21 protein-coding genes are annotated in these 25,213 nt (G+C 60.4%); 10 read left to right on the top strand and 11 right to left on the bottom strand.

The window, feature by feature from the left end; all coding sequences use genetic code 11:
* Window positions 1–65 precede the first annotated feature (65 nt).
* A complete protein-coding gene (locus tag AC0IXA_RS05490; protein ID WP_024013275.1) occupies window positions 66–536 on the bottom strand; it encodes a DUF1289 domain-containing protein in 471 nt (156 codons plus the stop codon).
* A gap of 467 nt (window positions 537–1,003) precedes the next feature.
* Between AC0IXA_RS05490 and acnB the strand changes: the two genes are divergently transcribed.
* Entirely contained in the window at window positions 1,004–3,613 is a 2,610-nt protein-coding gene (acnB, locus tag AC0IXA_RS05485; RefSeq protein WP_024013276.1) for a bifunctional aconitate hydratase 2/2-methylisocitrate dehydratase, read from the top strand.
* Window positions 3,614–3,779: 166 nt separating this feature from the next.
* On the opposite strand, the gene AC0IXA_RS05480 is transcribed toward acnB, so the two are convergent.
* The 3 genes from AC0IXA_RS05480 to AC0IXA_RS05470 form a co-directional block, all read right to left on the bottom strand.
* Window positions 3,780–5,060 carry a serine/threonine transporter gene (locus AC0IXA_RS05480; RefSeq protein ID WP_471812101.1) on the bottom strand — a complete coding sequence of 427 codons (1,281 nt, stop codon included), beginning with the start codon at window positions 5,058–5,060 and terminating at the stop codon, window positions 3,780–3,782.
* 251 nt (window positions 5,061–5,311) lie between these two features.
* Complete coding sequence (locus tag AC0IXA_RS05475) at window positions 5,312–5,482, bottom strand: hypothetical protein (protein ID WP_016775119.1); 171 nt, start codon at window positions 5,480–5,482, stop codon at window positions 5,312–5,314.
* Between the two features lie 52 nt (window positions 5,483–5,534).
* Window positions 5,535–5,819, bottom strand: coding sequence for a hypothetical protein (locus AC0IXA_RS05470; RefSeq protein ID WP_373877948.1), 285 nt, complete (start codon window positions 5,817–5,819; stop codon window positions 5,535–5,537).
* 137 nt (window positions 5,820–5,956) lie between these two features.
* Here AC0IXA_RS05470 and AC0IXA_RS05465 point away from each other — a divergent pair, with 137 nt between their 5' ends.
* From AC0IXA_RS05465 to AC0IXA_RS05450, 4 genes are all read left to right on the top strand, one after another.
* On the top strand, window positions 5,957–6,340 hold the full coding sequence (locus AC0IXA_RS05465) for a tautomerase family protein (protein ID WP_471812099.1): 384 nt from the start codon (window positions 5,957–5,959) through the stop codon (window positions 6,338–6,340).
* Window positions 6,341–6,496: 156 nt separating this feature from the next.
* A complete protein-coding gene (locus tag AC0IXA_RS05460; protein WP_024013281.1) occupies window positions 6,497–7,465 on the top strand; it encodes a 2-hydroxyacid dehydrogenase in 969 nt (322 codons plus the stop codon).
* Window positions 7,466–7,628: 163 nt separating this feature from the next.
* The gene (locus tag AC0IXA_RS05455; protein ID WP_471812097.1) at window positions 7,629–8,696 is read left to right on the top strand and encodes a phosphotransferase family protein; all 1,068 of its coding nucleotides are present in this window, start codon (window positions 7,629–7,631) and stop codon (window positions 8,694–8,696) included.
* Window positions 8,697–8,733: 37 nt separating this feature from the next.
* The gene (locus AC0IXA_RS05450) at window positions 8,734–9,501 is read left to right on the top strand and encodes an SDR family oxidoreductase (protein WP_041480848.1); all 768 of its coding nucleotides are present in this window, start codon (window positions 8,734–8,736) and stop codon (window positions 9,499–9,501) included.
* Window positions 9,502–10,568: 1,067 nt separating this feature from the next.
* Here the strand turns inward: AC0IXA_RS05450 and AC0IXA_RS05445 are convergent.
* From AC0IXA_RS05445 to AC0IXA_RS05430, 4 genes are all read right to left on the bottom strand, one after another.
* Complete coding sequence (locus AC0IXA_RS05445; RefSeq protein ID WP_024013284.1) at window positions 10,569–10,826, bottom strand: DUF1652 domain-containing protein; 258 nt, start codon at window positions 10,824–10,826, stop codon at window positions 10,569–10,571.
* 140 nt (window positions 10,827–10,966) lie between these two features.
* Window positions 10,967–12,463 (bottom strand): helix-turn-helix transcriptional regulator, encoded by a 1,497-nt coding sequence (locus tag AC0IXA_RS05440; protein WP_471812095.1) that lies wholly within the window; start codon window positions 12,461–12,463, stop codon window positions 10,967–10,969.
* A 201-nt stretch (window positions 12,464–12,664) separates the two neighbouring features.
* Entirely contained in the window at window positions 12,665–13,948 is a 1,284-nt protein-coding gene (locus AC0IXA_RS05435) for a Zn-dependent hydrolase (protein ID WP_471812093.1), read from the bottom strand.
* A 136-nt stretch (window positions 13,949–14,084) separates the two neighbouring features.
* The gene (locus AC0IXA_RS05430; protein WP_471812091.1) at window positions 14,085–15,569 is read right to left on the bottom strand and encodes an NCS1 family nucleobase:cation symporter-1; all 1,485 of its coding nucleotides are present in this window, start codon (window positions 15,567–15,569) and stop codon (window positions 14,085–14,087) included.
* 624 nt (window positions 15,570–16,193) lie between these two features.
* Here AC0IXA_RS05430 and hydA point away from each other — a divergent pair.
* The 3 genes from hydA (at window position 16,194) to preA (ending at window position 20,440) form a co-directional block, all read left to right on the top strand.
* A complete protein-coding gene (hydA, locus tag AC0IXA_RS05425) occupies window positions 16,194–17,633 on the top strand; it encodes a dihydropyrimidinase (protein WP_262140327.1) in 1,440 nt (479 codons plus the stop codon).
* Window positions 17,634–17,797: 164 nt separating this feature from the next.
* Window positions 17,798–19,165, top strand: a complete 1,368-nt coding sequence (locus AC0IXA_RS05420; RefSeq protein ID WP_323168136.1) for an NAD(P)-dependent oxidoreductase — start codon at window positions 17,798–17,800, stop codon at window positions 19,163–19,165.
* Window positions 19,166–20,440: an NAD-dependent dihydropyrimidine dehydrogenase subunit PreA gene (gene preA, locus AC0IXA_RS05415; protein WP_071172797.1), complete on the top strand. Its 1,275-nt coding sequence runs from the start codon at window positions 19,166–19,168 to the stop codon at window positions 20,438–20,440. It abuts the gene before it with no gap.
* Between the two features lie 164 nt (window positions 20,441–20,604).
* Here preA and AC0IXA_RS05410 read toward each other — a convergent pair whose 3' ends face one another.
* Both AC0IXA_RS05410 and AC0IXA_RS05405 read right to left on the bottom strand, forming a co-directional pair.
* A complete protein-coding gene (locus tag AC0IXA_RS05410; protein ID WP_024013291.1) occupies window positions 20,605–21,225 on the bottom strand; it encodes a TetR/AcrR family transcriptional regulator in 621 nt (206 codons plus the stop codon).
* A gap of 90 nt (window positions 21,226–21,315) precedes the next feature.
* Entirely contained in the window at window positions 21,316–22,338 is a 1,023-nt protein-coding gene (locus AC0IXA_RS05405; protein ID WP_123442218.1) for a hypothetical protein, read from the bottom strand.
* Window positions 22,339–22,617: 279 nt separating this feature from the next.
* On the opposite strand from AC0IXA_RS05405, the gene AC0IXA_RS05400 reads away from it, so the two are divergent.
* Entirely contained in the window at window positions 22,618–22,899 is a 282-nt protein-coding gene (locus AC0IXA_RS05400; RefSeq protein ID WP_471812088.1) for a hypothetical protein, read from the top strand.
* 50 nt (window positions 22,900–22,949) lie between these two features.
* Here AC0IXA_RS05400 and AC0IXA_RS05395 read toward each other — a convergent pair whose 3' ends face one another.
* On the bottom strand, window positions 22,950–23,156 hold the full coding sequence (locus tag AC0IXA_RS05395; protein WP_016775135.1) for a hypothetical protein: 207 nt from the start codon (window positions 23,154–23,156) through the stop codon (window positions 22,950–22,952).
* Window positions 23,157–23,400: 244 nt separating this feature from the next.
* Here AC0IXA_RS05395 and AC0IXA_RS05390 point away from each other — a divergent pair, with 244 nt between their 5' ends.
* Window positions 23,401–25,155 carry an L-lactate permease gene (locus tag AC0IXA_RS05390; RefSeq protein WP_339101419.1) on the top strand — a complete coding sequence of 585 codons (1,755 nt, stop codon included), beginning with the start codon at window positions 23,401–23,403 and terminating at the stop codon, window positions 25,153–25,155.
* Window positions 25,156–25,213: the final 58 nt, after the last annotated feature.

Genomic DNA, 25,213 nt, shown 5'->3' with positions numbered 1-25,213 from the left:
GGCAGCTCCTACAGGTAGAACGCATTCCCATGTAGGAGCTGCCGAAGGCTGCGATCTTTTGCTGTTCAGGCGCCGAAGGCGTCTTTCAGAAAGCCCGGGGCAATGTAGCGCTGATAATGCGCTTCCGACAGCAGGAAGAATTCCCGATCAATGGCATCGCGCAGTTCCGGCAGGTTCCAGTCGCGGAACTCCGGCAGCAATACCATCCCGTACGCCTCAAGATTAATGATCACCCGCGCGCCCCGGGCAATCAGCTGATAGGCCCAGCAATATTCCGACTGATGCGGTACGAAGCGGATCTTGCGCTGTTCGAGCTGCTCGCGCAGGCGCGCCGGATCGAAGATCTCGACTTTGCTCGCCATCACTTGTGACAGCAATTGCTCCAGACGCAGCCAGACCGCACGCTTTTCCTCCTCGTTGTACCCGTTCCAATGGATCACTTCGTGGTGGAAACGCTTGCAGCCACGGCACACCAGGTCACCGTAAACGGTGGAGCAGAGGCCGACGCAGGGGGTCTTGATGGTCTGATTGGGCATAAATGGGCAGAACACTGAAACGCGGAACAGGCCGGCATGTTAGCCCTTTGTCGGGCATTGATCACCCCTCAAACAGCAAGGTCTCGCCAGCGTCGCAGGTTTGCTCCGGCCGCGCTGATTGCCACGAAAGTCCAATAGAGCGCGACTTACCTTTAAATTTTTTTTGCCGTAGAATCAGCCAGCCTTTTAAGGCGCCAATGTCCGTTAGAAGCTGTTTTCAAAGCGTCACGAGCACAGTCGTTCCTTCAGAGCGGTGTTGGCGAAGGGTTTTTCCAGCGGGGAAAAGCCCAACGCCAACCCTCATCAGCTCCCCGTTCTGCAGGCGTAAAACTTTGAAAGCAGCTTCTGTAAGGAATTGCCGGTAATTCTGGCCGAACGACCCACAACGTCGTGAGGCGCATGAGTACGGCAATTTCGGGATGAGCGTCCCGGACACCCATTTGGGACCACTGATGAGGGTAATAACTGTGCTTGAAGCCTACCGCAAACATATCGAAGAGCGTGCAGCCCTGGGTATCGTTCCCCAGCCGCTTAACGCCGAACAAACAGCAGGCCTGATCGAGCTGCTGAAGAACCCTCCGGCTGGCGAAGAAGCTTTCCTCGTTGACCTGATCACCAATCGCGTACCACCTGGAGTGGACGAAGCCGCTTACGTCAAGGCCGGTTTCCTGTCTGCCCTGGCCAAGGGCGAAGCCACCTCCCCTCTGCTGGACAAGAAACGCGCTGTAGAACTGCTCGGCACCATGCAGGGCGGCTACAACATCGTCACCCTCGTTGAACTGCTGGACGATGCCGAGCTGGCGCCAGTCGCCGCCGAAGAACTCAAGCACACCCTGCTGATGTTCGATGCCTTCCACGACGTCGCTGAAAAAGCCAAGAACGGCAACGTTCACGCCAAGGCCGTGCTGCAATCCTGGGCTGACGGCGAGTGGTTCAAGAAGCGCCCTGTTCTGGCCGACAAGATCAGCCTGCGCGTATTCAAGGTCACCGGCGAAACCAACACCGACGACCTTTCCCCTGCGCCAGACGCCTGGTCGCGTCCTGACATCCCGCTGCACGCCCTGGCCATGCTGAAAATGGCCCGTGACGGCATCGTTCCGGACGAGCAAGGCAAGACCGGCCCGATGAAGCAGATCGAAGAAATGCGCGGCCAGGGCTTCCCGATCGCCTACGTCGGTGACGTGGTCGGTACCGGTTCGTCGCGTAAATCGGCGACCAACTCGGTGCTGTGGTTCTTCGGCGACGACATCCCGTACGTACCGAACAAGCGCGCTGGCGGTTTCTGCTTCGGCAGCAAGATCGCTCCGATCTTCTACAACACCATGGAAGATGCCGGCGCCCTGCCGATCGAGTTCGACGTGTCGAACATGAACATGGGCGACGTGATCGATCTGTACCCGCACGCTGGCAAAGTCTGCAAGCACGGTACCGACGAAGTCATCACCACTTTCGAAATGAAAACCCCGGTGCTGCTGGACGAAGTCCGTGCCGGCGGTCGTATCCCGCTGATCATCGGCCGTGGTCTGACCGAAAAGGCTCGCGCCGAACTGGGTCTGCCAGCGTTCGATCTGTTCAAGAAGCCTGAAGCTCCGGCTGAAAGCACCAAGGGTTTCACCCTGGCGCAGAAAATGGTCGGCAAGGCTTGCGGTCTGGCAGAAGGCCAGGGCGTGCGTCCTGGCACCTACTGCGAACCGAAGATGACCACCGTGGGTTCGCAGGACACCACAGGTCCCATGACCCGTGACGAACTGAAAGACCTGGCGTGCCTGGGCTTCTCCGCTGATCTGGTGATGCAGTCGTTCTGCCACACCGCGGCTTATCCAAAGCCGATCGACGTGACCACCCACCACACCCTGCCTGACTTCATCATGACCCGCGGCGGCGTTTCCCTGCGTCCGGGCGACGGCATTATCCACTCGTGGCTGAACCGCATGCTGCTGCCGGACACCGTCGGTACCGGTGGTGACTCGCACACCCGTTTCCCGATGGGCATCTCGTTCCCGGCCGGTTCCGGTCTGGTCGCGTTCGCCGCTGCCACTGGCGTCATGCCGCTGGACATGCCGGAATCGATCCTGGTGCGCTTCAAAGGCAAGATGAAACCTGGCATCACCCTGCGTGACCTGGTTCATGCCATTCCGTACTTCGCTATCCAGAACGGTCTGCTGACCGTCGAGAAGAAAGGCAAGAAAAACGCCTTCTCCGGCCGCATCCTGGAAATCGAAGGCCTGGAAGGTCTGACCCTGGAGCAGGCGTTCGAACTGTCCGACGCCTCGGCCGAACGTTCGGCTGCCGGTTGCACCATCAAGCTGTCGAAAGAGTCGATCACCGAGTACCTGCAGTCCAACATCACCCTGCTGCGCTGGATGATCGGCGAAGGCTACGGCGATGCGCGTACCCTGGAACGCCGCGCTCAAGCGATGGAAGCCTGGATCGCCAATCCTGAGCTGATGGAAGCCGATGCCGACGCCGAATACGCCGAAGTCATCGAAATCGATCTGGCCGAGATCAACGAGCCTGTGCTCTGCGCGCCGAACGACCCGGACGACGCCCGTCTGCTGTCCAGCGTTGCTGGCGAGAAGATCGACGAAGTGTTCATCGGCTCGTGCATGACCAACATCGGTCACTTCCGCGCTGCCGGTAAACTGCTGGATCAGGTCAAGGGTCAGCTGCCAACCCGTCTGTGGCTGTCGCCGCCGACCAAGATGGACGCTCACCAACTGACCGAAGAAGGCTACTACGGCATCTACGGCAAGGCCGGCGCTCGCATGGAAATGCCAGGCTGCTCGCTGTGCATGGGTAACCAGGCACGCGTTGAGCCGAACAGCACCGTGGTCTCGACGTCGACCCGTAACTTCCCGAACCGTCTGGGCGACGGCGCGAACGTCTACCTGGCCTCGGCCGAGCTGGCGTCCGTTGCTTCGATCCTGGGTCGCCTGCCGACCGTCGAGGAGTACATGGAATACGCTGGCAAGATCGACAGCATGGCGGCCGATGTCTACCGCTACCTGTCCTTCGACCAGATCGCCGAGTTCCGTGAAGCTGCTGCGAACGCCAAGATCCCGGTCGTTCAAGCCTAACGCTGCAAAGCAATAAAAAACGCCGCCCATCGTGAGATGAGCGGCGTTTTTTTTGATCGTTCCCACGCTCCGCGTGGGAATGCAGCCCCGGACGCTCTGCGTCCCCAAGCGTGACGCAGAGCGTCACAAGAGGCGTTCCCACGCAGAGCGTGGGAACGATCAGTCATTACACAGCCAGCTTGTAAACCAGCGCCGAAATCGCCACTAGTCCCACCGCCGTAACAAACACGTTCGACGCCTGACCGCGATAGCGCGCCATCGCTGGCACCTTGCGAATCGCGTACATCGGCATCAGGAACAGGATTGCCGCAATCACCGGCCCACCGACGGTTTCGATCATGCCCAGGATGCTCGGATCAAGCGTTGCGACGATCCAGCAGATCACCAGCATGAACGCCGCCACGATGCGATCCAGCGCCTTGGCGCCCGGACGTTTGCCGCTCTTGACGATCAGGCCCTTGAGGCCTTCGCTGGCCCCGATGTAATGACCGAGGAACGACTTGGATATCGCCACAAACGCAATCAACGGCGCCGCAAACTCGATGGTCGGGTTGCTGAAGTGGTTGGCCAGGTACGACAGGATCGAAAGATTCTGCTCTTTCGCCTCAGCCAGTTGCTCTGGCGACAGGGTCAGCACGCAACTGAATACGAAGAACAGCACCAAAATGACCATCAATGCATGAGCGCGCGCGAGGATCTGTGAGCTGCGCTCGTCGGCGTGCACACCGTAACGACGCTTCTGGTCCATCGCGAACGCCGAGATGATCGGCGAATGGTTGAACGAGAACACCATCACCGTAATCGCCAGCCACAGCGTGTGCAGCAGCGCTGACGGCGCCGGCACTTGCGAGGCGGTGGCGAGGATGCCGCCGTTCCAGTGCGGAATCAGGTACACGGCAAGGAACAGCAGCGCGACGATGAACGGATAGACCATCAGGCTCATGGCCTTGACGATCGCCTGCTCACCGCAACGCACCACGGCCAGCAGGCCGAGAATCAGCACGAACGACAGCAGCGCGCGCGGTGGCGGCGTGATGTGCAGTTGGTGTTGGAGGAAGCTGGCGACCGTGTTGGTCAGGCCGACGCTGTAGATCAGCAGGATCGGGAAGATGGCAAAGAAGTACAGCAGCGTGATCAAGGCACCGGCCTTGATACCGAAATGCTGCTCGACCACTTCGGTGATATCGGCGCCTTCGCGACCGGACAGCACAAAACGGGTCAGGCCACGGTGCGCGTAAAACGTCATCGGGAAGGCCAGCAGCGCGAGGATTACCAGCGGCCAGAAGCCACCCAATCCTGCGTTGATCGGCAAAAACAGGGTGCCGGCGCCAATGGCCGTCCCAAACAGTCCCAGCATCCAGGTGGTGTCCTGGCGATTCCAGCTCGAAAGTTCAGCGGGTGCTGCTGCGTCGAAGCGCTTTTCGAGGCTATTGGCCTGATCATTCATCCGGTCGGATCTCCGCATTCCGGTCACTTGCCACTCGGTCAGGACGCGTCGGAAAAAACCGACAGACATGCTCCGGCCGAAACAGGGGCGCGATTCTCCGTGATAAATCAATGCAAGCAAAGACTTAGCTGAGGAATGGTTGTGCGGAGCAGACCGATGGGGAGTCGTTTTCGGAATGATTTTTGCCGTTTCCAGCTACGCTGCATGTCGTTTTCTGGCAGTTTTTCCGGCACCGTGCGCAGCCGGAACGATCAGATCAATCGAGCGACCAGAAAGCCAAACGACATGCAAAGCAAGGCAAGACTCAGCAATGCGAGGATCGGAACGATGTCGCCTCGCTGCTTGAGGCGTAACCTTTCTACGTACTCGTCGTGCTCTCGATCGGAACGGTCAATCATGGCTTGGCGGTCGAACGTACTCATGGTGATTTCCTTTTTCGCGGGTAACGGGTTGGATAGAGCGAAACGCGCACATTCATAACTTGAGCGAAAGGCCGATCAAGGCCGCTGTCGCGGTCAACATTCCGGCCACTACCGCAACCGGGTAGAAATAGGTTTCCCATTTCATCTTTTTTTCTTCCGCCACAAGTTTTTTCCTCTCGGCCACAAGCTTGCGTATTTCATTCATCAGCTTGTCCAGTTCGAGGTTTTCCCGGTCGTTTTGAAGCATTCGCCTTCCCTGGCTGGTGGCAGCTATCGCGCAAGCTGCTCTGAGGCGTGATGATTTCGCATCCATACGGGTGCTGACCAGCAGACGCATCTGCCATTCCCGTAGGCAAAATCCGCGAGTCACGTAAGCCGCCTCATACACGGAATTTGCAATATTCCAGACCAATTACCTGCCAGAACCCTGACCTTGATCTAGCGTGTGAGAAGCCATAACCCAAGGAGCCTCCCATGCCACTGGTCCGCGTCGACATCCAGCAAAACCCCGACCCCACTTTCGCCAGGCGCGTCGGCGAACAGATCTACGCCGCCCTGCGCAGCTGTATCGATGTCCCCGAACACGACAATTTCCAGATCCTCAACGAGCATGACGCCCAGCATTTCGTTTATGACCCGCAATACCTCGGCATCCAGCGCAGCGACGGCGTGGTGTTCATCCAGATCACCATCAGCGAAGGGCGCAGCGTGGAAAAGAAACAATTGCTGTTCAAAACCATTGCCGAGAGCCTGCATGCGCAACTGGGTATTCGCCTGGAGGATGTGTTCATCAATCTGCTAGAGGTAAAGAAAGAGAACTGGTCGTTCGGTAATGGTGTTGCGCAATACGTCAGCTGATGGGTCGTGCGCCATGCCTGCGTACTTGCTTGTTCCACGAACCCGTCCAGAATCAAAGCACCACTGCGTGAATGCAATGATTGCCAAGCCGCTGCGGATTCAGCACTCTGAGTCGACTTTCGCGACCCACCCGCCGCCAATCACAGGAGCCGCGCAATGCCCGCAACCGTTCTGGTACTGGTTGAAACGATCAATGACTATCTGCCGATTCTTGAGCATCAGGGATTCCACCTGATCCTTGCACCAACGCCAGCCGAACGCGCGCAAGCCATCGCCACCCATGGCAGTCGCATCGACGCCGTGCTCACTCGTGGCCCACTTGGCCTGACTGCGCAAGAGATCAGCGCCCTGCCCGCCCTGAAAATAATCACGGTGATCGGTGCAGGTTATGAACAGGTCGACCTGCAAGCGGCCAGCGACCGCGGGATCACCGTCACCAATGGCGCCGGAGTCAACGCCTCGTCAGTGGCCGATCATGCGATGGCATTGCTGCTGGCATTGGTCCGCGACATCCCGCGCTGCGATGCCGCCGTGCGCCGCGGTGAATGGCCGAAAATCATGCGCCCGTCGCTGGCCGGCAAGCGTCTGGGCATCCTCGGGCTGGGCGCCGTGGGCATGGCGATTGCCAAGCGTGCGGAGCTGGGTTTCGACATGCAGATCAGCTACCACAACCGCCAGGTGCGCAGCGACGTCGCTTATGCGTTCTGCTCGACACCGACCGATCTGGCGCGAGCCTCGGACTTTCTGGTCGTTGCCACGCCCGGTGGCATTGCTACTCAACATCTGGTGACGCGAGCCGTGCTCGATGCCCTCGGCCCCAAGGGATTTATCGTCAACATCGCCCGCGCCAGCGTTATCGCAACGGCAGACCTGATCACCGCACTTGAACAACGTCGTATCGCCGGCGCTGCACTGGATGTGTTCGATCACGAACCGGAAGTGCCCGATGCCCTGAAACACCTCAGCAACGTTGTGCTGACTCCCCACGTCGCTGGGCTTTCCCCTGAAGCCACGCAAGGCACTGTCGAACTGGTCGGCAAAAACCTGATGGCGTTTTTCTCCGGGCAACCGGTGCTGACGCCTGTCGCCCTGCCGCCAAAACTCAGTAACCAGCGCGTGCATTAAAGCGCGCAGGATCCTCGGTCTGCGCCGCTGCTCGCCCCATTCTCAAAGTTGATTATCAAGCAACACGCTAACCTATAAGACCGACCCGCGCTTGTGAGCACCCGAGCGCGCCATTAGATTAGCCAATGATGTCTGGCCTCCAAAATAAGCAGAAGGGATAAGCATGGCGCTTACTGACCAGTCCACCCGGATCCGCGCGGGCGAAGAACTCGATGCCAGCCTGATCGATCCGTACCTCAAGGCGCACATTCCCGGCCTGACCGGCACGCCGCAGATCAGCCAGTTTCCCGGCGGCGCGTCGAACCTGACCTACCTGCTGGAATACCCGGAGCAGGAATTCGTTCTGCGCCGTCCGCCGTTTGGCCACAAGGCCAAATCCGCCCACGACATGGGACGTGAGTTCCGCATTCTCAACCAACTGCGCGACGGCTTTCCGTATTGCCCGAAGGCCTACGTGCATTGCACTGACGAGGCCGTCATCGGCGCCGAGTTTTATGTGATGGAACGGGTCAAAGGCATCATCCTGCGCGCCGAACTGCCGCCGGAACTGGGCCTTGATTCGGCGAAAACCGAAGCGCTGTGCAAAAGCTTCATCGACCGCTTCGTCGAACTGCATCGGGTTGATTACAACGCCTGCGGCCTCGGCGATCTGGGCAAGCCCGAAGGCTACGTCGCGCGGCAGATCAAGGGCTGGAGCGAACGCTACGAAAAAGCCCTGACCCCGGACGCGCCGCACTGGGAAGCAGTCAAAGCCTGGCTCAACGACAAGATGCCGGCCGACCACCCGACCTCGAGCATCGTCCACAACGACTATCGCTTTGACAACGTCATCCTCGACCCGGCCAATCCGATGCAGATCATCGGCGTGCTCGACTGGGAACTGACCACCCTCGGCGACCCGCTGATGGACCTGGGCAACACCCTCGCCTACTGGATCGAAGCCGGCGACCCGGCACCGGTGCAACTGATGCGCCGCCAGCCAAGCCATGCGCCGGGCATGCTGACCCGCCGCGAATTCGTCGACTACTACGCCGAGCGCTCGGGCATCCGCATCGACAATTTCGACTTCTACTACACCTACGGCCTGTTCCGCCTGGCCGGCATCGTGCAGCAGATCTACTACCGCTTCTACCATGGCCAGACGCAGGACAAACGCTTCGCGCAGTTCATTCAAATGAACAAACTGCTGGAGCAGATGAGCCTGCAGGTCATCGAGAAATCCAGCCTCTGATCCGGGCCAATAACAAGACTTTCAACAAGGGAAACCCATGTCCAAGACTCAGTTGTTCGACCTCGACGGCAAAATCGCTTTCGTCTCCGGCGCCAGCCGTGGCATCGGTGAAGCCATCGCCAAACTGCTGGCCCAGCAAGGCGCCCATGTGATCGTCTCGAGCCGCAAGCTCGAAGGCTGCCAACACGTCGCCGACGCCATCATCGCCGCCGGCGGCAAGGCAACAGCCGTGGCCTGCCACATAGGTGAGATGGAGCAGATCAGCCAGGTCTTCGCCGGGATCAAGGAACAATTCGGCCGCCTCGACATCCTGGTCAACAACGCCGCGACCAACCCGCAATTCTGCAACGTGCTCGACACCGATCTCGGCGCGTTCCAGAAGACCGTCGATGTGAACATTCGCGGCTATTTCTTCATGTCGGTCGAAGCCGGCAAGCTGATGCGCGAAAACGGTGGCGGCAGCATCATCAACGTCGCCTCGATCAACGGCATCTCCCCGGGCATCTTCCAGGGCATCTATTCGGTGACCAAAGCGGCTGTCATCAACATGACCAAAGTCTTCGCCAAGGAATGCGCGCAATTCGGCATCCGCTGCAACGCCCTGCTCCCCGGCCTGACCGACACCAAATTCGCCTCGGCGCTGGTCAAGAACGATGCGATTCTGAAACAGGCACTGACGCAGATCCCGCTCAAACGCGTAGCCGACCCGAGCGAAATGGCCGGCGCGGTGTTGTACCTGGCCAGCGATGCGTCGAGCTACACCACCGGCGTGGCGCTGAATGTGGATGGCGGTTTCCTGTCCTGATTTCCAGGGCAAATTGCTAACCCGTGTGGGAGCGAGCCTGCTCGCGAAGGCGTTGGGTCAGTCAGCTGTGTTTTGACTGATACCACGCCTTCGCGAGCAGGCTCGCTCCCACAAGGTCACTGCTGGGTTCCAGGCCTCGTGCAATCGAGGAATCGCGAGTGTTATTGGGTTATGCAACGGGTAGTGGTGATGTGGCGCGTTACCTGCCCATCGACATACATATCCCCGGCAACCTCAGTATTCTCCAGCACCTCACACCGACGTTCCGGCGGAGGCGGCGGCGCGACAGGCGCAGGGGGTGGAGGACTGGCACAACCGGCCAACAACGCTGCAAGAAAAGCCAACGGCAATACGCGTTTCCCAGGATTATTCATAGGACGACCCGCGGTAAAGAGAGACAAACTCCCGCAACCCAACCGGCCGCGGAAGACCTGACCACTCATTCTTTATAGCTGAGTGCCTTGTTAGCGCCAGTGGATTGGGGTGATCGGGTGGGATTGGCTGTCGGTTTTGCTGGGATTTTCCGGCAGAGGGCTGGATTGAGATCATCGTTGCCGGCGAGGGCCTCATCGCGAGCAGGCTCGCTCCTACAGTTTTGATCGAGTGAGTTCAGTAACAACCAGGTCGGCTGTCAGGCCGCCTTCGCGAGCAAGCTCGCTCCCACAGAAAAGCAAAAAGCAAAGCTCATCCGCTCTTCACCACTCAAAACAATGAGCGTTAGCTCGAGTACCGCTTTTGATCTTGATTCACAGGCGACGTCGGAAGGCTGAGTGGAGGGATTGATCCGGGCGTGGGAGCGCAGCGACCGTACGACGCAGTCGTACACAGCGGAAGGAGGTGCAGCGAAGCAAACCATAGCCGCTGCGCCCGGATCAGTCCCGGAGCGAAGGAACCCGAGCCTGCGAGGGCCGAACGCAGGAGCAAGCCTTTTCGGTTACCTTTTCGGCGTCTGGAAAAGGTGACTCGCCGTAAGGGCGAAACCGCCAGCCGCAACACCCGCAGAAACGGATATACACCCAACCCCCCAGAGCATGGCCGGCCCAAAGGCCGCCAAGACCAAAGCGCGCTTAAGCCAAATCCGGATCCCGCGAAGAACGCAAGGAATTGCTCTCAAGCTCATACCGCAACTCATCCACCAACGCCTCGACCGCCCCAGGCGTACGCAGCGAAGCCAGATCCAGCCCGCTGATCACCAGATCCACCTGCCCCGAATCCCGGTGATACAACTTGACCGTCAGCGAATGATCACCATCCACCGAACACTCACAAGCCAGCGGCGCAAAACTGTGCTCGAGCCGAGCGCGCAACTGCGCAAGATTCATCATTGACGTTGTTCCTATGACTGTTTCAAAAGGGGCACGATCGCAAACCCGAAATGGTCTACACCGCACCCCACCAGCCTAAGAACACAACGCCTTGGCCAATACATGAATTTGCACCCTTGTAACTAGTGCATTTGCACCCCTCAGCGCTGGCCCTTGGTGCCCCACTCTCCCGAAAACAAACCGCGCTCCCGAGCCCAGACGATCGCCTCGCTGCGGCTATGCACATCGATTTTCGAGTACACAGTGGCAACATGATTGCGCACGGTATTGGGCGCCAGTTTCAACCGCGCGGCGATCTCCTTGTCCGCCAGTCCTTCACAGATCAAGCCCAGCACATCGCGTTCACGGGCCGTCAGGTCAGTGAACGAGGCACTGGGCAGCTGCGGCGAGTTGATCTTCTTCACGTTGGCCAGCTTCTCGATCAGCGTCCGGCTGAACCACGATGCATCCTTCATCACCTCTTCAATCGCCGCGACCAGCTCAAGCTCCGTGCGCTTGCGCTCGGTCATGTCCATCAGCACCAGCAGATAGCAGGAGGTGTCGTGAATGTTCACGGTGTCGGCCGACACCGCACACTCCAGCAACTCCTCGTCCTTCTTGCGCACCGGCACATCGACCCGATCGACCCGACCGTTCTTCGCCAACGCCGACAATAACCGGGTGCGCGCGCCGTCATCGTGGATGAAGCTCAATTGCGTCACGGTTTTGCCGAGTACGTCATCGCTGTCATAGGCCAGGGTATCTAGGAACGCCTGATTCACGTCGATGACCTCCTGCTTTTCAGCGGTGCAGATCAGAATCGGCACCGGAGTCAGACGAAAAGCCTTGGCAAAGCGCTCCTCGCTCTGACGCAAGGCCACTTCGACCCGGCGCCGAGGCTCCATGTCGACGAAGGAGAACAGCATGCAATTCTCGTCATTGAGCAGCAGCGGCTGACCGGCAACGATCACCTGTTTACTGCCACCGTCGGGGAGGCGCAGTTCTGCCTGCATCTGCGGAATGGTCGCGACATCGCGCAAGCGCTGAACGGCCAGATCGCGCTGATCGGCCTGCTCGAAGATATCGATTTCGTAAGCCGAGGTGCCGATCACCTGATCGCGGGTATAGCCGGTCATTTCCAGAAAGCCCGGGTTGACCTTGATGTAACGCAAATCGCTGAGTCGGCAGATCACTGCCGGCGCAGGGTTGGCGTTGAAGGTTTTTTCGAAGCGCAGCTCGGCGTTGGCCCAATCGGTGACGTCGCTCATGATCAGCACCAGCGACTCGGGCTGGCCGACGCGGTCGGTCAGCACCATGCTGCGCACGCTGTGCACCCAGACCCGCTCCGGGTCGTCCGCGGACGAGACTTCGATCAGCACATCATTGAACGCCTCGCAACGGGCGACGCGGCTGATCGGGTAGTTGTCAGGCGGCAAGACATGATTGTTGCGATAGCGCAGCGTGAAGCGTTTGGCGTACTCGTCGGCGTTGCTGCCCAGATCACCGATGGTGCTGACACCGTGCATGGTCAGCGCCGCTTCGTTGGCCCAGAGAATGCTTTTGTCGAGTTCCAGCAGAATCACCCCGTCCGACAGCCCGGCGATGATCTGCTGCAACTGGCGACGGTTGGTTTCGGTGGTCAGGACTTCCTGGCTCATTGGATCTCCACACTGTGATGCGGCTAGGTGAAGAGTACGACCGCAGCGGCTCGGGATCGTGCCACAGCCTCAAAATCGCCAGAAATCCCCTGTGGGAGCGAGCGTGCTCGCGAAAGCGCTGGGTCAGATAGACCATTCGGTGACTGACCCGGCGCATTCGCGAGCAGGCTCGCTCCCACAGGTTTACTGGGTGTGTTTACCTTAGGCGGCACGCTCGCTGTCCGCCACCATCGCCGAAGCAGCGAGCATCGCCCTTAGCAACACCGCACACCCCGCCGCGAGATCATCCGGTGCGGCATTCTCGATTTCGTTGTGGCTGATCCCACCCTCGCATGGCACAAAAATCATTCCCGCCGGGCCGAGCTCGGCGAGAAAGATCGCGTCATGCCCGGCGCCACTGACGATATCCATGTGCGACAGACCCAGCCCTTTCGCGGCGCCGCGCACCGCCTCGACACAGCCCTTTTCGAAGTACAGCGGTGGGAAGTCGGCGGTCGGGGTCAATTCGTAGGTAAGGCCGTGCTCTTCGCAGGTCGCCTCGATCACTTGTTTCACTTCGGCAATCATCGAATCCAGCCGCGCCGGCTCCAGATGCCGGAAGTCGAGGGTCATGCGCACTTCGCCGGGGATGACGTTGCGCGAGCCGGGATAGGCCTGAAGGCAGCCAACCGTGCCGCAGGCGTGGGGCTGATGACCGAGGGCGGCGCGGTTGACGGCGCCGACGATCACCGAGGCGCCGACCAGGGCATCCTTGCGCAGGTGCATCGGCGTCGGGCCAGCGTGGGCTTCGACGCCGCGCAATTTCAGGTCGAACCACTTCTGCCCGAGCGCGCCGAGTACCACACCGATGGTTTTCTCTTCGTCCTCGAGGATCGGGCCTTGCTCGATGTGCGCTTCGAAATACGCGCCGACCGCGTGCCCGCTGACCTTGCGCGGGCCGGCGTAGCCGATCGCATTCAGCGCTTCGCCGACGGTGACGCCGTCGGCATCGACCTTGGCGAGGGTTTCTTCGAGGGTGAATTTCTCGGCGAAGACTCCGGAGCCCATCATGCACGGGGCGAAGCGTGAGCCCTCTTCGTTGGTCCAGACCACCACTTCCAGCGGCGCTTCGGTTTCCACGCCAAGGTCGTTGAGGGTGCGCAGCACTTCGACGCCGGCGAGCACGCCGAAGCAACCGTCGAACTTGCCACCGGTGGGTTGAGTGTCGATGTGGCTGCCGGTCATCACCGGCGGCAGGCTCGGGTTGCGCCCGGCGCGGCGGGCGAAAATGTTGCCGACGGCATCGACCGTGACGCTGCAACCGGCGTCCTTGCACCACTGCACGAACAGGTCGCGGGCCTGGCGGTCGAGGTCGGTCAGGGCCAGGCGACAGACCCCGCCCTTGACCGTGGCGCCGAGTCTGGCCAGTTCCATGAGCGAGGCCCAGAGGCGATCGCGGTTGATGTGCTGATGGGTGGATTGCAGAACGTCTACGGCTGCGTTCATGGGGATCTCCTCAATGCTGATGCCGATAGTGCCCATGCTCTGCGTGGGCATTCATCCATGGACGCTCTGCGTCCGCTGTTGGGACGCGGAGCGTCCCGGGCTGCATTCCCACGCAGAGCGTGGGAACGATCATGTGTTACACCGCTGTTTTCACGGCAGAAGGCTGCGCCCGCATCACACACAACCCGTAATAAATAATCCCGCCCAACGCCGAGCCGGTGAACCAGCCATAGCTGTAGAACCAGCTGAACGCATCGCTGCCCAGCGACAGCAAGGTCAGCGCCACCGGCACGCCAAAGGCGAGAAAACCCGCCCAGTTCCACGCCGGATATACGTCATCGCGGTACAGCCCGGCGAGGTCCAGTCGCTGTTTCTTGATCAGGAAATAATCCACCACCATGATCCCGGCGATCGGCCCGAGCAGGCTTGAGTAGCCCAGCAGCCAGTTCGAATACACGGTTTCCAGGCTGATGTCGGAAACGATCAGGCCAAGCTTTTTCAGCAGTTCATGGCCCATCAGCACCAGCCCGACCAGACCGGTGAGCAACACCGCTTTGGTGCGGTTGATCACCTTCGGTGCGATGTTCTGGAAGTCATTGGTTGGCGAGACGATATTGGCGGCGGTGTTGGTCGACAGTGTGGCAACGATGATCAGCGCCATGGCCACAGCGACCCACATTGGGCTCTGGATATGGCCGATCAGCGTGACAGGGTCGGACACGGTGACGCCGACCAGTTTCACCGATGCGGCGGTCATCACTACGCCCAGCGCAGCGAAAAGGAACATGGTCAGCGGCAGGCCGAAAATCTGCCCGAGGATCTGATCCTTCTGGCTCTTGGCGTAGCGACTGAAGTCGGGAATGTTCAGCGACAGCGTGGCCCAGAACCCGACCATTGCCGTCAGCCCTGCCGCGAAGTAACTGACCACGCTGGCGCCTTCCGGACGCTTGGGCGGGATCGCCAGCAACTCAGTCATCGACACATTGGGCATCGCCCACACCAGCAGGCCTATGCCCACCGCCACCAGTAACGGCGCCGACAAGGTTTCCAGCCATTTGATCGACTCGGCACCGCGAATCACCACCCACAGATTCAGCGCCCAGAACACCATGAAACCGATCACCTCGCCGGTGCCGCCGAGGGATTTCCAGCCCTCGAACACCGAGCCAAGAAACAGGTGAATCGCCAGGCCGCCGAACATGGTCTGGATGCCGAACCAGCCACACGCCACCAACGCGCGGATCAGGCACGGCACGTTGGAACCGAGAATGCCGAACGACGAGCGCAGCAGCACCGGAAACGGAATGCCGTACTTGGTGCCGGGGAAAGCATTGAGGGTGAGCGGAATCAACACGATGACGTTGGCAAACAGAATCGCCAACAGCGCTTCGCCGACGCTCAAGCCGAAATAGGCGGTGAGCACGCCGCCGAGGGTGTAGGTCGGCACGCAAATCGACATGCCGACCCACAGCGCGGTGATGTGCCATTTGTTCCAGGTGCGTTCGCGCACCTTGGTCGGTGCCATGTCGTGGTTGTAGCGGGGACTGTCGAGGACATCACTGCCCGCTTCGAGCTCGTACAAGCCGTCGCGCTCGGTCACTTGTGATCTGGTCTGTTGCATGGCCGCTCCACTGTTCTTCTGATTATTTTTTGCTCATCAGGCGGCTGGCGCATACGACGCCAGCCGGACGATGGCCGGAGGAACTGACAACTTTCATACACCGGCCATGGTGTCAGCGACGGCATCAATAAACGTGCCGCGTCTGGCGCTGAACGCTTGGGCGGTGCACTGGACGCTTTGCAACTTTCTGATATTCATCAGTTTTAATTGATTATTCGATGAGTCCGGGAAAACTTGTCTGAACGCTCAGGCTAAACGTCGGGCAAGTTGTCCGAAGTGTCAGGACTCAAACTGGTGCACTGCATTCATTTTTGTCGGTGAACCCGCAACCGCAGCACAACTTCAAGCGGCTGATTTCACATAGGAAATCTTGCTCATATTTCCATCCTGTCAAGTGCGTCAAAATGGTGAGCAGCCTCACCATTTTGGTGATTTCCAGTTTTTATCGTTATTTTTCAGTAACTTGAACAGGCTATAAGCTTATGAAAAATATTCTTGATCATTCTTGAAATCGCGACTAGTTTCTATTCCTGACAGCGATGACAGGAATACGAACTGCGTCGCTGTACTTCAATAAAACATCTAGAACCGGCACAAGTCGGTCATGCCTGCGAGGAATCCGGAATGTCTCTGTTGATCCGTGGCGCCACCGTTGTTACCCATGATGAAAGTTACCGCGCCGACGTCTATTGCGCTGACGGCGTGATCAAAGCCATTGGTGAAAACCTCGATATTCCCGCCGGCGCAGAAATGCTCGACGGCAGTGGCCAGTACCTGATGCCCGGCGGCATCGATCCGCATACGCATATGCAACTGCCGTTCATGGGCACCGTTGCCAGCGAGGATTTCTACAGCGGCACCGCTGCCGGCCTGGCCGGCGGCACTACCTCGATCATCGATTTCGTCATTCCCAATCCGCAGCAATCGCTGATGGACGCGTTTCATCAGTGGCGCGGCTGGGCGCAAAAGTCTGCGTCGGACTATGGCTTCCACGTCGCGATCACTTGGTGGAGCGAGCAGGTGCGCGAGGAAATGGCCGAGCTGGTCAGCCACCACGGCATCAACAGCTTCAAGCATTTCATGGCCTACAAGAACGCGATCATGGCCGCCGACGACACCCTGGTGGCGAGTTTCGAGCGCTGCCTGGAACTCGGTGCGGTGCCGACCGTGCACGCGGAAAATGGCGAGCTGGTCTATCACCTGCAACGCAAGCTGATGGCCCAGGGCATTACCGGGCCGGAGGCGCATCCGCTGTCGCGACCTTCGCAGGTCGAAGGTGAAGCCGCGAGCCGGGCGATCCGTATCGCCGAAACCATCGGAACGCCGTTGTACCTGGTGCACGTTTCCACCAAGGAAGCCCTCGACGAAATCACCTATGCCCGCAGCAAGGGCCAGCCGGTGTACGGCGAGGTGCTGGCCGGGCACTTGCTGCTTGACGACAGCGTCTATCAACACCCGGACTGGCAGACCGCCGCCGGCTACGTGATGAGCCCGCCGTTCCGTCCGCGCGGCCATCAGGAGGCGCTGTGGCACGGGCTGCAGAACGGCAATCTGCACACCACCGCCACCGACCACTGCTGCTTTTGCGCCGAGCAGAAAGCCGCCGGCCGCGACGACTTCAGCAAGATTCCCAACGGCACCGCCGGTATCGAAGACCGCATGGCGGTGTTGTGGGATGAAGGCGTCAACTCCGGGCGATTGTCGATGCAGGATTTCGTTGCGCTGACCTCCACCAACACCGCGAAGATTTTCAATCTCTATCCACGCAAAGGTGCGATCCGCGTGGGCGCCGATGCCGATCTGGTGCTGTGGGATCCGCAAGGCACTCGGACCATTTCCGCCAAGACCCACCATCAGCAGGTGGACTTCAACATCTTCGAAGGCAAGACCGTGCGCGGCGTGCCGAGCCACACCGTCAGCCAGGGCCGTGTGGTCTGGGCCGACGGCGACCTGCGCGCCGAACGCGGCGCCGGGCGCTACATCGAACGGCCGGCCTACCCGGCGGTGTTTGATTTGTTGAGCAAGCGGGCGGAGTTGCATAAGCCGACTGCCGTTAAACGCTGACCCCTAGTGATCGTTCCCATGCTCTGCGTGGGAATGCAGCCCGGGACGCTCTGCGTCCCATTGGAACGCAGAGCGTCCCTTGAGGCATTCCCACGCAGAGCGTGGGAACGATCAACCACTGCCCACCAGAGGCAGCACCTCAATTAGCCATGAGGCCATAAACCGTGATCGAGACCCTGAACCACCTCCCCCACCCGCACGAAAGCGCGGCCGCCCTCGCCGGCCATTTCACTGATCTGGCGCCGCCGCTCAATGCCCGTCAGGCGCATCTGGAAGCCTCGCGCTGCCTGTATTGCTACGACGCGCCTTGCGTCAATGCATGCCCCAGCGAAATCGACATCCCGTCATTCATCCGCAACATCCATCAGGACAACGTCCAAGGCGCGGCGCAGAAAATCCTTTCGGCAAACATCCTCGGCGGCAGTTGCGCGCGGGTCTGTCCGACGGAAATCCTCTGCCAGCAGGCCTGCGTGCGCAACAACGCGCAGGAATGTGCGCCGGTGCTGATTGGTCTGCTGCAACGTTATGCCGTAGACAACGCACATTTCGCCGAACATCCGTTCCAGCGCGCCCCGGCCACAGGCAAACGTATCGCCGTGGTCGGCGCCGGGCCGGCCGGGTTGTCCTGCGCCCATCGCAGCGCGATGCACGGGCATGACGTGGTGATTTTCGAAGCACGGGAAAAGGCCGGCGGGCTCAACGAGTACGGCATCGCCAAGTACAAACTGGTCGATGACTACGCGCAGAAGGAGCTGGACTTTCTCCTGCAGATTGGCGGGATAGAAATCCGCCACGGCCAGAAACTCGGTGCAAACCTCACCCTCAGCGAACTGCATCAGCAGTTTGACGCGGTATTCCTCGGCCTCGGCCTGAATGCCAGCAAGCAACTCGGTCTGGCCCACGAAGACGCGCCGGGCCTGCTCGCCGCCACCGACTACATCCGCGAACTGCGCCAGGCCGATGACCTCACGCAACTGCCCTTGGCCGAACGCTGCATCGTTCTCGGCGCCGGCAACACCGCGATCGACATGGCCGTGCAAATGGCCCGCCTCGGCGCGCGCGACGTCAATCTGGTGTATCGCCGTGGTGCCGCAGACATGGGCGCCACCCACCATGAGCAGGACATCGCCAAAGCCAATCAGGTGCGATTGCTGACCTGGGCGCAGCCGGAGCAAGTGTTGCTCGATGATCAGGGCCGCGTGCGCGGCATGCGTTTCGCCCGCACCGATCTGGTTGAAGGCCGTCTGCAAACCACCGGAGAAACCTTCGAGCTGGCTGCCGATGCGATCTTCAAAGCGATCGGCCAAAGCTTCGATGACAACGCCCTCAGCGATCCGCTGGCGCGCGAGCTCAAACGTCAGGGCGAACGCATCGAGGTCGATGAACACCTGCGCACCAGCGTCCCCGGCGTGTATGCCGGCGGCGACTGCACCAGCCTCGATCAGGACCTCACCGTGCAAGCGGTGCAGCATGGCAAACGCGCCGCCGAGGCGATCAACGCTCAACTGATGCTCAACGTGGAGGCTGCGTAAATGGCCGATCTCTCGATAGTCTTCGCCGGTATCAAAGCGCCCAACCCGTTCTGGCTGGCCTCAGCGCCACCCACCGACAAAGCCTACAACGTGGTCCGCGCCTTCGAAGCGGGCTGGGGTGGCGTGGTCTGGAAAACCCTGGGTGAGGATCCAGCGGCGGTCAACGTTTCCTCGCGTTATTCGGCGCATTACGGTGCCAATCGCGAAGTGCTGGGCATCAACAACATCGAACTGATCACCGACCGTTCACTGGAAATCAACCTGCGCGAAATCACTCAGGTGAAAAAGGATTGGCCGGATCGCGCGTTGATAGTGTCGCTGATGGTGCCGTGTGTCGAGGAGTCGTGGAAACACATCCTGCCGCTGGTCGAGGCCACTGGCGCCGACGGCATCGAACTGAACTTCGGCTGCCCCCACGGCATGCCCGAACGCGGCATGGGCGCAGCGGTCGGCCAGGTGCCGGAGTACGTCGAGCAGGTGACGCGCTGGTGCAAGACGTACTGCTCGCTGCCGGTGATCGTCAAACTCACCCCGAACATCACCGACATCCGCGTCGCTGCCCGGGCGGCGCATCGTGGTGGCGCCGATGCGGTGTCGCTGATCAACACGATCAACTCGATCACCAGCGTCGACCTGGACCACATGGTCGCCCTGCCCACCGTCGGCAGCAAAAGCACCCACGGCGGTTACTGCGGCTCGGCGGTCAAGCCGATTGCGCTGAACATGGTTGCCGAAATCGCCCGTGATCCGCAGACCCAGGGCTTGCCAATCTGCGGCATTGGCGGCATCGGCAGCTGGCGCGACGCCGCCGAGTTCATGGCGCTGGGCAGCGGCGCGGTGCAGGTGTGCACGGCGGCGATGCTGCATGGTTTCCGCATTGTCGAAGAGATGAAGGATGGCCTGTCGCGGTGGATGGACAGCCAGGGTTACGCCAACATCGCCGAATTTTCCGGGCGCGCCGTGGGCAATACCACCGACTGGAAATACCTCGATATCAACTACCAAGTGATCGCGAAGATCGACCAGGAGGCGTGCATTGGTTGCGGGCGTTGCCACATCGCTTGTGAGGACACCTCACACCAGGCGATCGGCAGTCTGAAACAGGCCGACGGCACGCATAAATATGAAGTGATCGATGAGGAATGTGTGGGCTGCAACCTGTGCCAGATCACCTGCCCCGTGGCCGACTGCATCGAGATGGTGCCGATGGACACGGGCAAGCCGTTTCTGGACTGGAATCATGATCCACGCAACCCCTATCACGTCGCGGTTTAATTGATCGTTCCCACGCTCCTGCGTGGGAATGCAGCCCGGGACGCTCTGCGTCCCATTGGAACGCGGAGCGTCCCTGGAAGCATTCCCACGCGGAGCGTGGGAACGATCAATTTCGCGAGGGAGCGAGCCTGCTCGCGAAGAGGCCAATCCGGCCACTACAGGGTTCAAGGCTCCAGCCCGATCCCGCGCAAAATCACACCTGTCACGGTCTGCACCGCCCGCTCGAACTGCATATCCGACAACGGCTGGTGATCATTGAGAATGTTCACCTGATGATCGAAGTCGGCGTAGTGCTGGGTCGACGCCCAGATCATGTACAGCAACCCCGACGGCTCCACCGGCAGAATCCGCTTGTCCTCGACCCACTGGCGAATCTTCGCTTCCTTCATCTTCGCCCAGTCATACAGGCTCGCATCCAGCGCCTCGCCCAGGGTCGGCGCGCCGTGGATGATCTCGTTGGCCCAGACTTTCGAGCCATAGGGCCGGCTGCGTGAGTGGTTCATCTTGGCGCGGATGTAGCTGCTCAGCACCACGCGCGGGTCGTCGAACATCTCGAAGCACAGCGCGTCCTGCTTCCACACTTCCAGCAGATCGAACAGCACTGCGCTGTACAGCTCGCTCTTGGTGCTGAAGTAGTAATGCAGATTGGAACGCGGCAACTGCACTTCGGCAGCGATGTCCGCCATGGCGGTGCTGCCGAAGCCTTTTTCGGCGAAAACCTTTTCCGCCGCCAGCAGGATTTTCTCGACGTTACTGCGGCGAATTTCGATCTTGTGATTGCCCATGTGGGCTCCCTGACAACAGCGTTGCGCAAGACTAGCATCCGCTCTGATCCGGGCGCGACCGCCGCCAACAAAACTTCGCAGGTACAAGCGCTATGGCACAGCGCTCACACCGATAGGCGATGGTTCACTCACGCCCAGATTACCTTCGACCTGCCCGGCCATGTGCAGCGTGCCGGCCATCACCCCCGTGGTCGGATTCTGCAGCAGCTTCTGCCAGGCCTTGTCGAAGGTGTTGCCGAGGCTGCTGCGGATCAGCGCTTCGCTGTCGGGGCGGTCGTTGGCCTGGATGATTGCGCGTATGCCGGCCACGCCGACCGAAATCATCGCCCCGGCGAGTTTACCCGCCGCTGCCGCCACCGCACTGGCGGCGCCGCGCGGGGCCATTTCTGCTTCGATGCGCTGGCTGGCGCGCTTGGCCACCGGGGCCATCGCCGCGTCGGTGGAGGAAATGCCCTTGGCGCCGCCGTCGGTGTGGATCTTGTCGATCAGTGCGGCGTACGCCGGGAGGGTGTTGAGCGGCTCGGTGCTGATGACTTTGAACAGCGACGCATCCCGCGCAGGCGGCGGGCCGAGGGCGATGGCCGGGATCTTCTGCAAGCGCCCGTTGAGCTGCGCAATCGGCACACCATGACGCTGGGCGATGAGCGGCATCTGCTGCGCCATCAATTGCGCGTAGAACGCCGTGGCCTGCGCCAGGATCGCATCCGGATCGATCTCCACGGCGACCGGCGCAAGGACTTTTTCCTGATATTGCTCAAGCAGATACGCCGCCAGCCGTTTCGCCGAAGCGTCCTGCTCACCGCCGGCGCTGATCGTGTACCAACTGACCTTCATCGACAGCCACTCCTGGGTCCAGTAGCTGCTGAACCAGGGGATGAAATTTTCTTCAGTTTGCTGATAGACCCGAGTGCGCCAATGTTCCATCGAGCCACGGGCGAACAGCTTGACCTGCTCGGTGGCCTGTTGCGATGCGCTGAGGATCTCGCGGTCGATCTGCTGCCAGGTTTGCGCCGACACCACCACCGCCTGCGGCGCACTCACCGGCGCCCGGGCCGAAGTGGCGCAGCCGGCCAGCAAAAGCAGTGCGGCGACGACCAGCGCGCGTGGGTTCACGGTGGTGGTGTCCTTTGGCTTGGGGAGGTGCAGGTTTGAGTATAGGTGGGTCAGTCGATTTCGATGCTGAAGGTTCCGGCCTCTTCGCGAGCAGGCTCGCTCCCACATCTGAATGCCTTGCACCTGTGGGAGCGAGCCTGCTCGCGAAGGCGCCAACAGCAGCACCACAAACCTCAACCATCACCACCATCGATATCCACCATCGCCACGATTGCCTTCCGCCCTCCCTTGCTGAAAGGCACGATTGACCCATCCGAAACACAACGAGGCGTTCACATCATGATCCACACCCAAGTCACCCTCTCCGTGAGTTTCCCGGTGTTCGGCAGCAACTACTACCAACAGCACGTCGTGCCGCGCAAAGCGCAGACGCTGGTGTTCAACAAGGATTTCGACGATCTGCTGATGCCCGCCGCCAGCAATCATTTCAGCAATGAAGTGGTCGACCTCAACGATCAGTTCCGTTTTCTGAGCGACATACTCGCCACCCATTTGCTCGATCACGAGGCCTCGGTGCCTGCGCGATCCCGCGTCCAGGCGAACGCTCGTTTTTTCAACTGAGGCTGATGCACAGAGGGCGTTCCTTTGACGGGAACGCCCTCTTCATTCAATCAGTCATCATCGCGATCACGGTGATAACGACGGCCATCGCGGCGGTCGTCATCGCGGTCGTCCCAGCGCCGGTCATGGTCGTAATAGCGGCCATGGTCGCGGTCGTAGTGCCGGCCATGGCGGTGGTCATCATCAAAATCCGCAATACAGCCGCTGAGCAATACGGCGGCGGTCACAGTGAGCAGCATGGTTGTCGCTTGCTTCATTCAACACTTCCCTAAAACCCAAGGTCTTGACGACGGAAATCGCCACGCTGCCCGCGTCTTCGGGACGCAGTACGCGCAGCCGCAGATACGACCGGGCAAAAGCGCGTTGATTCAGTGGCCACTATCGACCGTTTGTCGGCTCGTTCGTCGCAGCCGAACAGCGGCGTAACGCCACCTATACTGCTTGCAACCTACCCCCATGCAATGGATCTGCGCCCTCAATAACAATAAGCAGAGGTGGATCATGGTCTGGCAGCAAATCTACGACCCGTTCGGCAACCCGGTACTCTCCACGCTGATGGCCGCAGTGCCGGTGGTGGTGATGCTCGCGGCGCTGGCGTTCTTTCACGTCAAGGCGCATCTGGCGGCGTTGTTGGCGCTGGCGTCGGCCCTGCTGATCTCGATTTTCGCCTTCGACATGCCGGCGGGCATGGCCGGTTCGGCGGCGTTGTTCGGCGCGGCGAATGGCTTGCTGCCGATCGGCTGGATTGTGCTCAACATCATCTTTCTGCATCGCCTGACCACCGAAAACGGTTCGTTCAAAGTGCTGCAGGACTCCCTCGCGCGCATCACCGATGACCGACGTTTGCAGTTGCTGCTGATCGCCTTCTGTTTCGGTGCGTTCTTCGAAGGCGCGGCAGGCTTTGGCACGCCGGTGGCGGTCACCGGGGCGATTCTGATCGGCCTGGGTTTTTCGCCATTGGCCGCATCGGGTCTGGCGCTCATCGCCAATACCGCGCCCGTCGCTTTCGGTGCGCTGGGCACACCGATCATCACCTTGGCCAAAGTCACCGGGCTGGATGAGATGGAGCTGTCGATGATGGTCGGCCGGCAGTTGCCGTTCTTCTCGGTGCTGGTGCCGTTCTGGTTGATCTGGGCGTTTGCCGGGTGGCGCAAGATGCTGGAGGTGTGGCCGGCGATTCTGGTGGCCGGGGTGAGTTTCGCCATCCCGCAATTTCTCGTGTCCAACTACCACGGGCCGATGCTGGTGGACGTCATCGCTGCGCTGATTTCCATGGCCTGTCTGACGCTGTTCCTCAAGGTATGGAAACCAGCGACGATCCATACCTCGGCGGCGCTGTCCGGGCGCGTCGACAACTCCAAGGTCGACGAAGAAACAGTCACCGCCAGCGCCGCGTTCAGCGATCAGGCGCGCCCGGCAGTGATGCGCGCGTGGATGCCGTGGATCATTCTCACGGTGTTCGTGTTTGCCTGGGGCACGCAGGGCTTCAAGAACATGTTCGATACGCGCCCGGTGATCGACCCGGTCACGCAATCGGCCAAGCTCGACCCGCAAGGCAAACCGATGCGCGAGGCCAATCCGATCTTCGCCCCGGCGCTGACCTTCACCGGTCTGCACCTGCAAATCGAGAAAGTACCGCCGGTTGTCGCGGCGCCGAAAGCCGAGGAAGCGATTTACAAGTTCACCTGGCTGACCGCGACCGGCAGCGGGATTTTGCTGGCGGCGATTGTCGGCGGTCTGCTGATGGGTTATTCGATCCCGCAACTGATCAAGCAGTACCTGCGCACGTTGTGGGTGGTGCGGTTTTCGTTGATCACGATTGCGGCGATGCTGGCGCTGGGCTTCCTCACGCGCTATTCGGGGCTGGATGCGACCATGGGCCTGGCGTTTGCGGCGACGGGGATTTTCTACCCGATGTTCGGCACGCTGCTCGGCTGGCTGGGGGTGGCGCTGACCGGTTCCGATACCGCGTCAAACGTGCTGTTTGGCGGCTTGCAACGGGTGACCTCGGAACAGCTGGGTATCAGTCCGGTGCTGATGGCGGCAGCGAACAGTTCCGGTGGGGTGATGGGCAAGATGGTCGACGCGCAGTCGATCGTCGTCGCCTCCACCGCGACCCGTTGGTATGGGCATGAAGGCGAGATCCTGCGTTACGTGTTCTTCCACTCGATCGTGCTGGCGATCCTGGTCGGCGGGCTGGTGACGTTGCAGGCGTATGTCGCACCGTTTACCTCGATGGTGGTGGGTGGGCCATAACTGAAAAACACATCTCCACTGTGGGAGCGAGCCTGCTCGCGAAGAGGTCGGCACATCC

The sequence above is a fragment of the Pseudomonas sp. AC083 genome, assembly GCF_979253165.1.
Note: the sequence above shows the minus strand (reverse complement) of the source record. Positions and strands in the feature narration are given on the sequence as shown.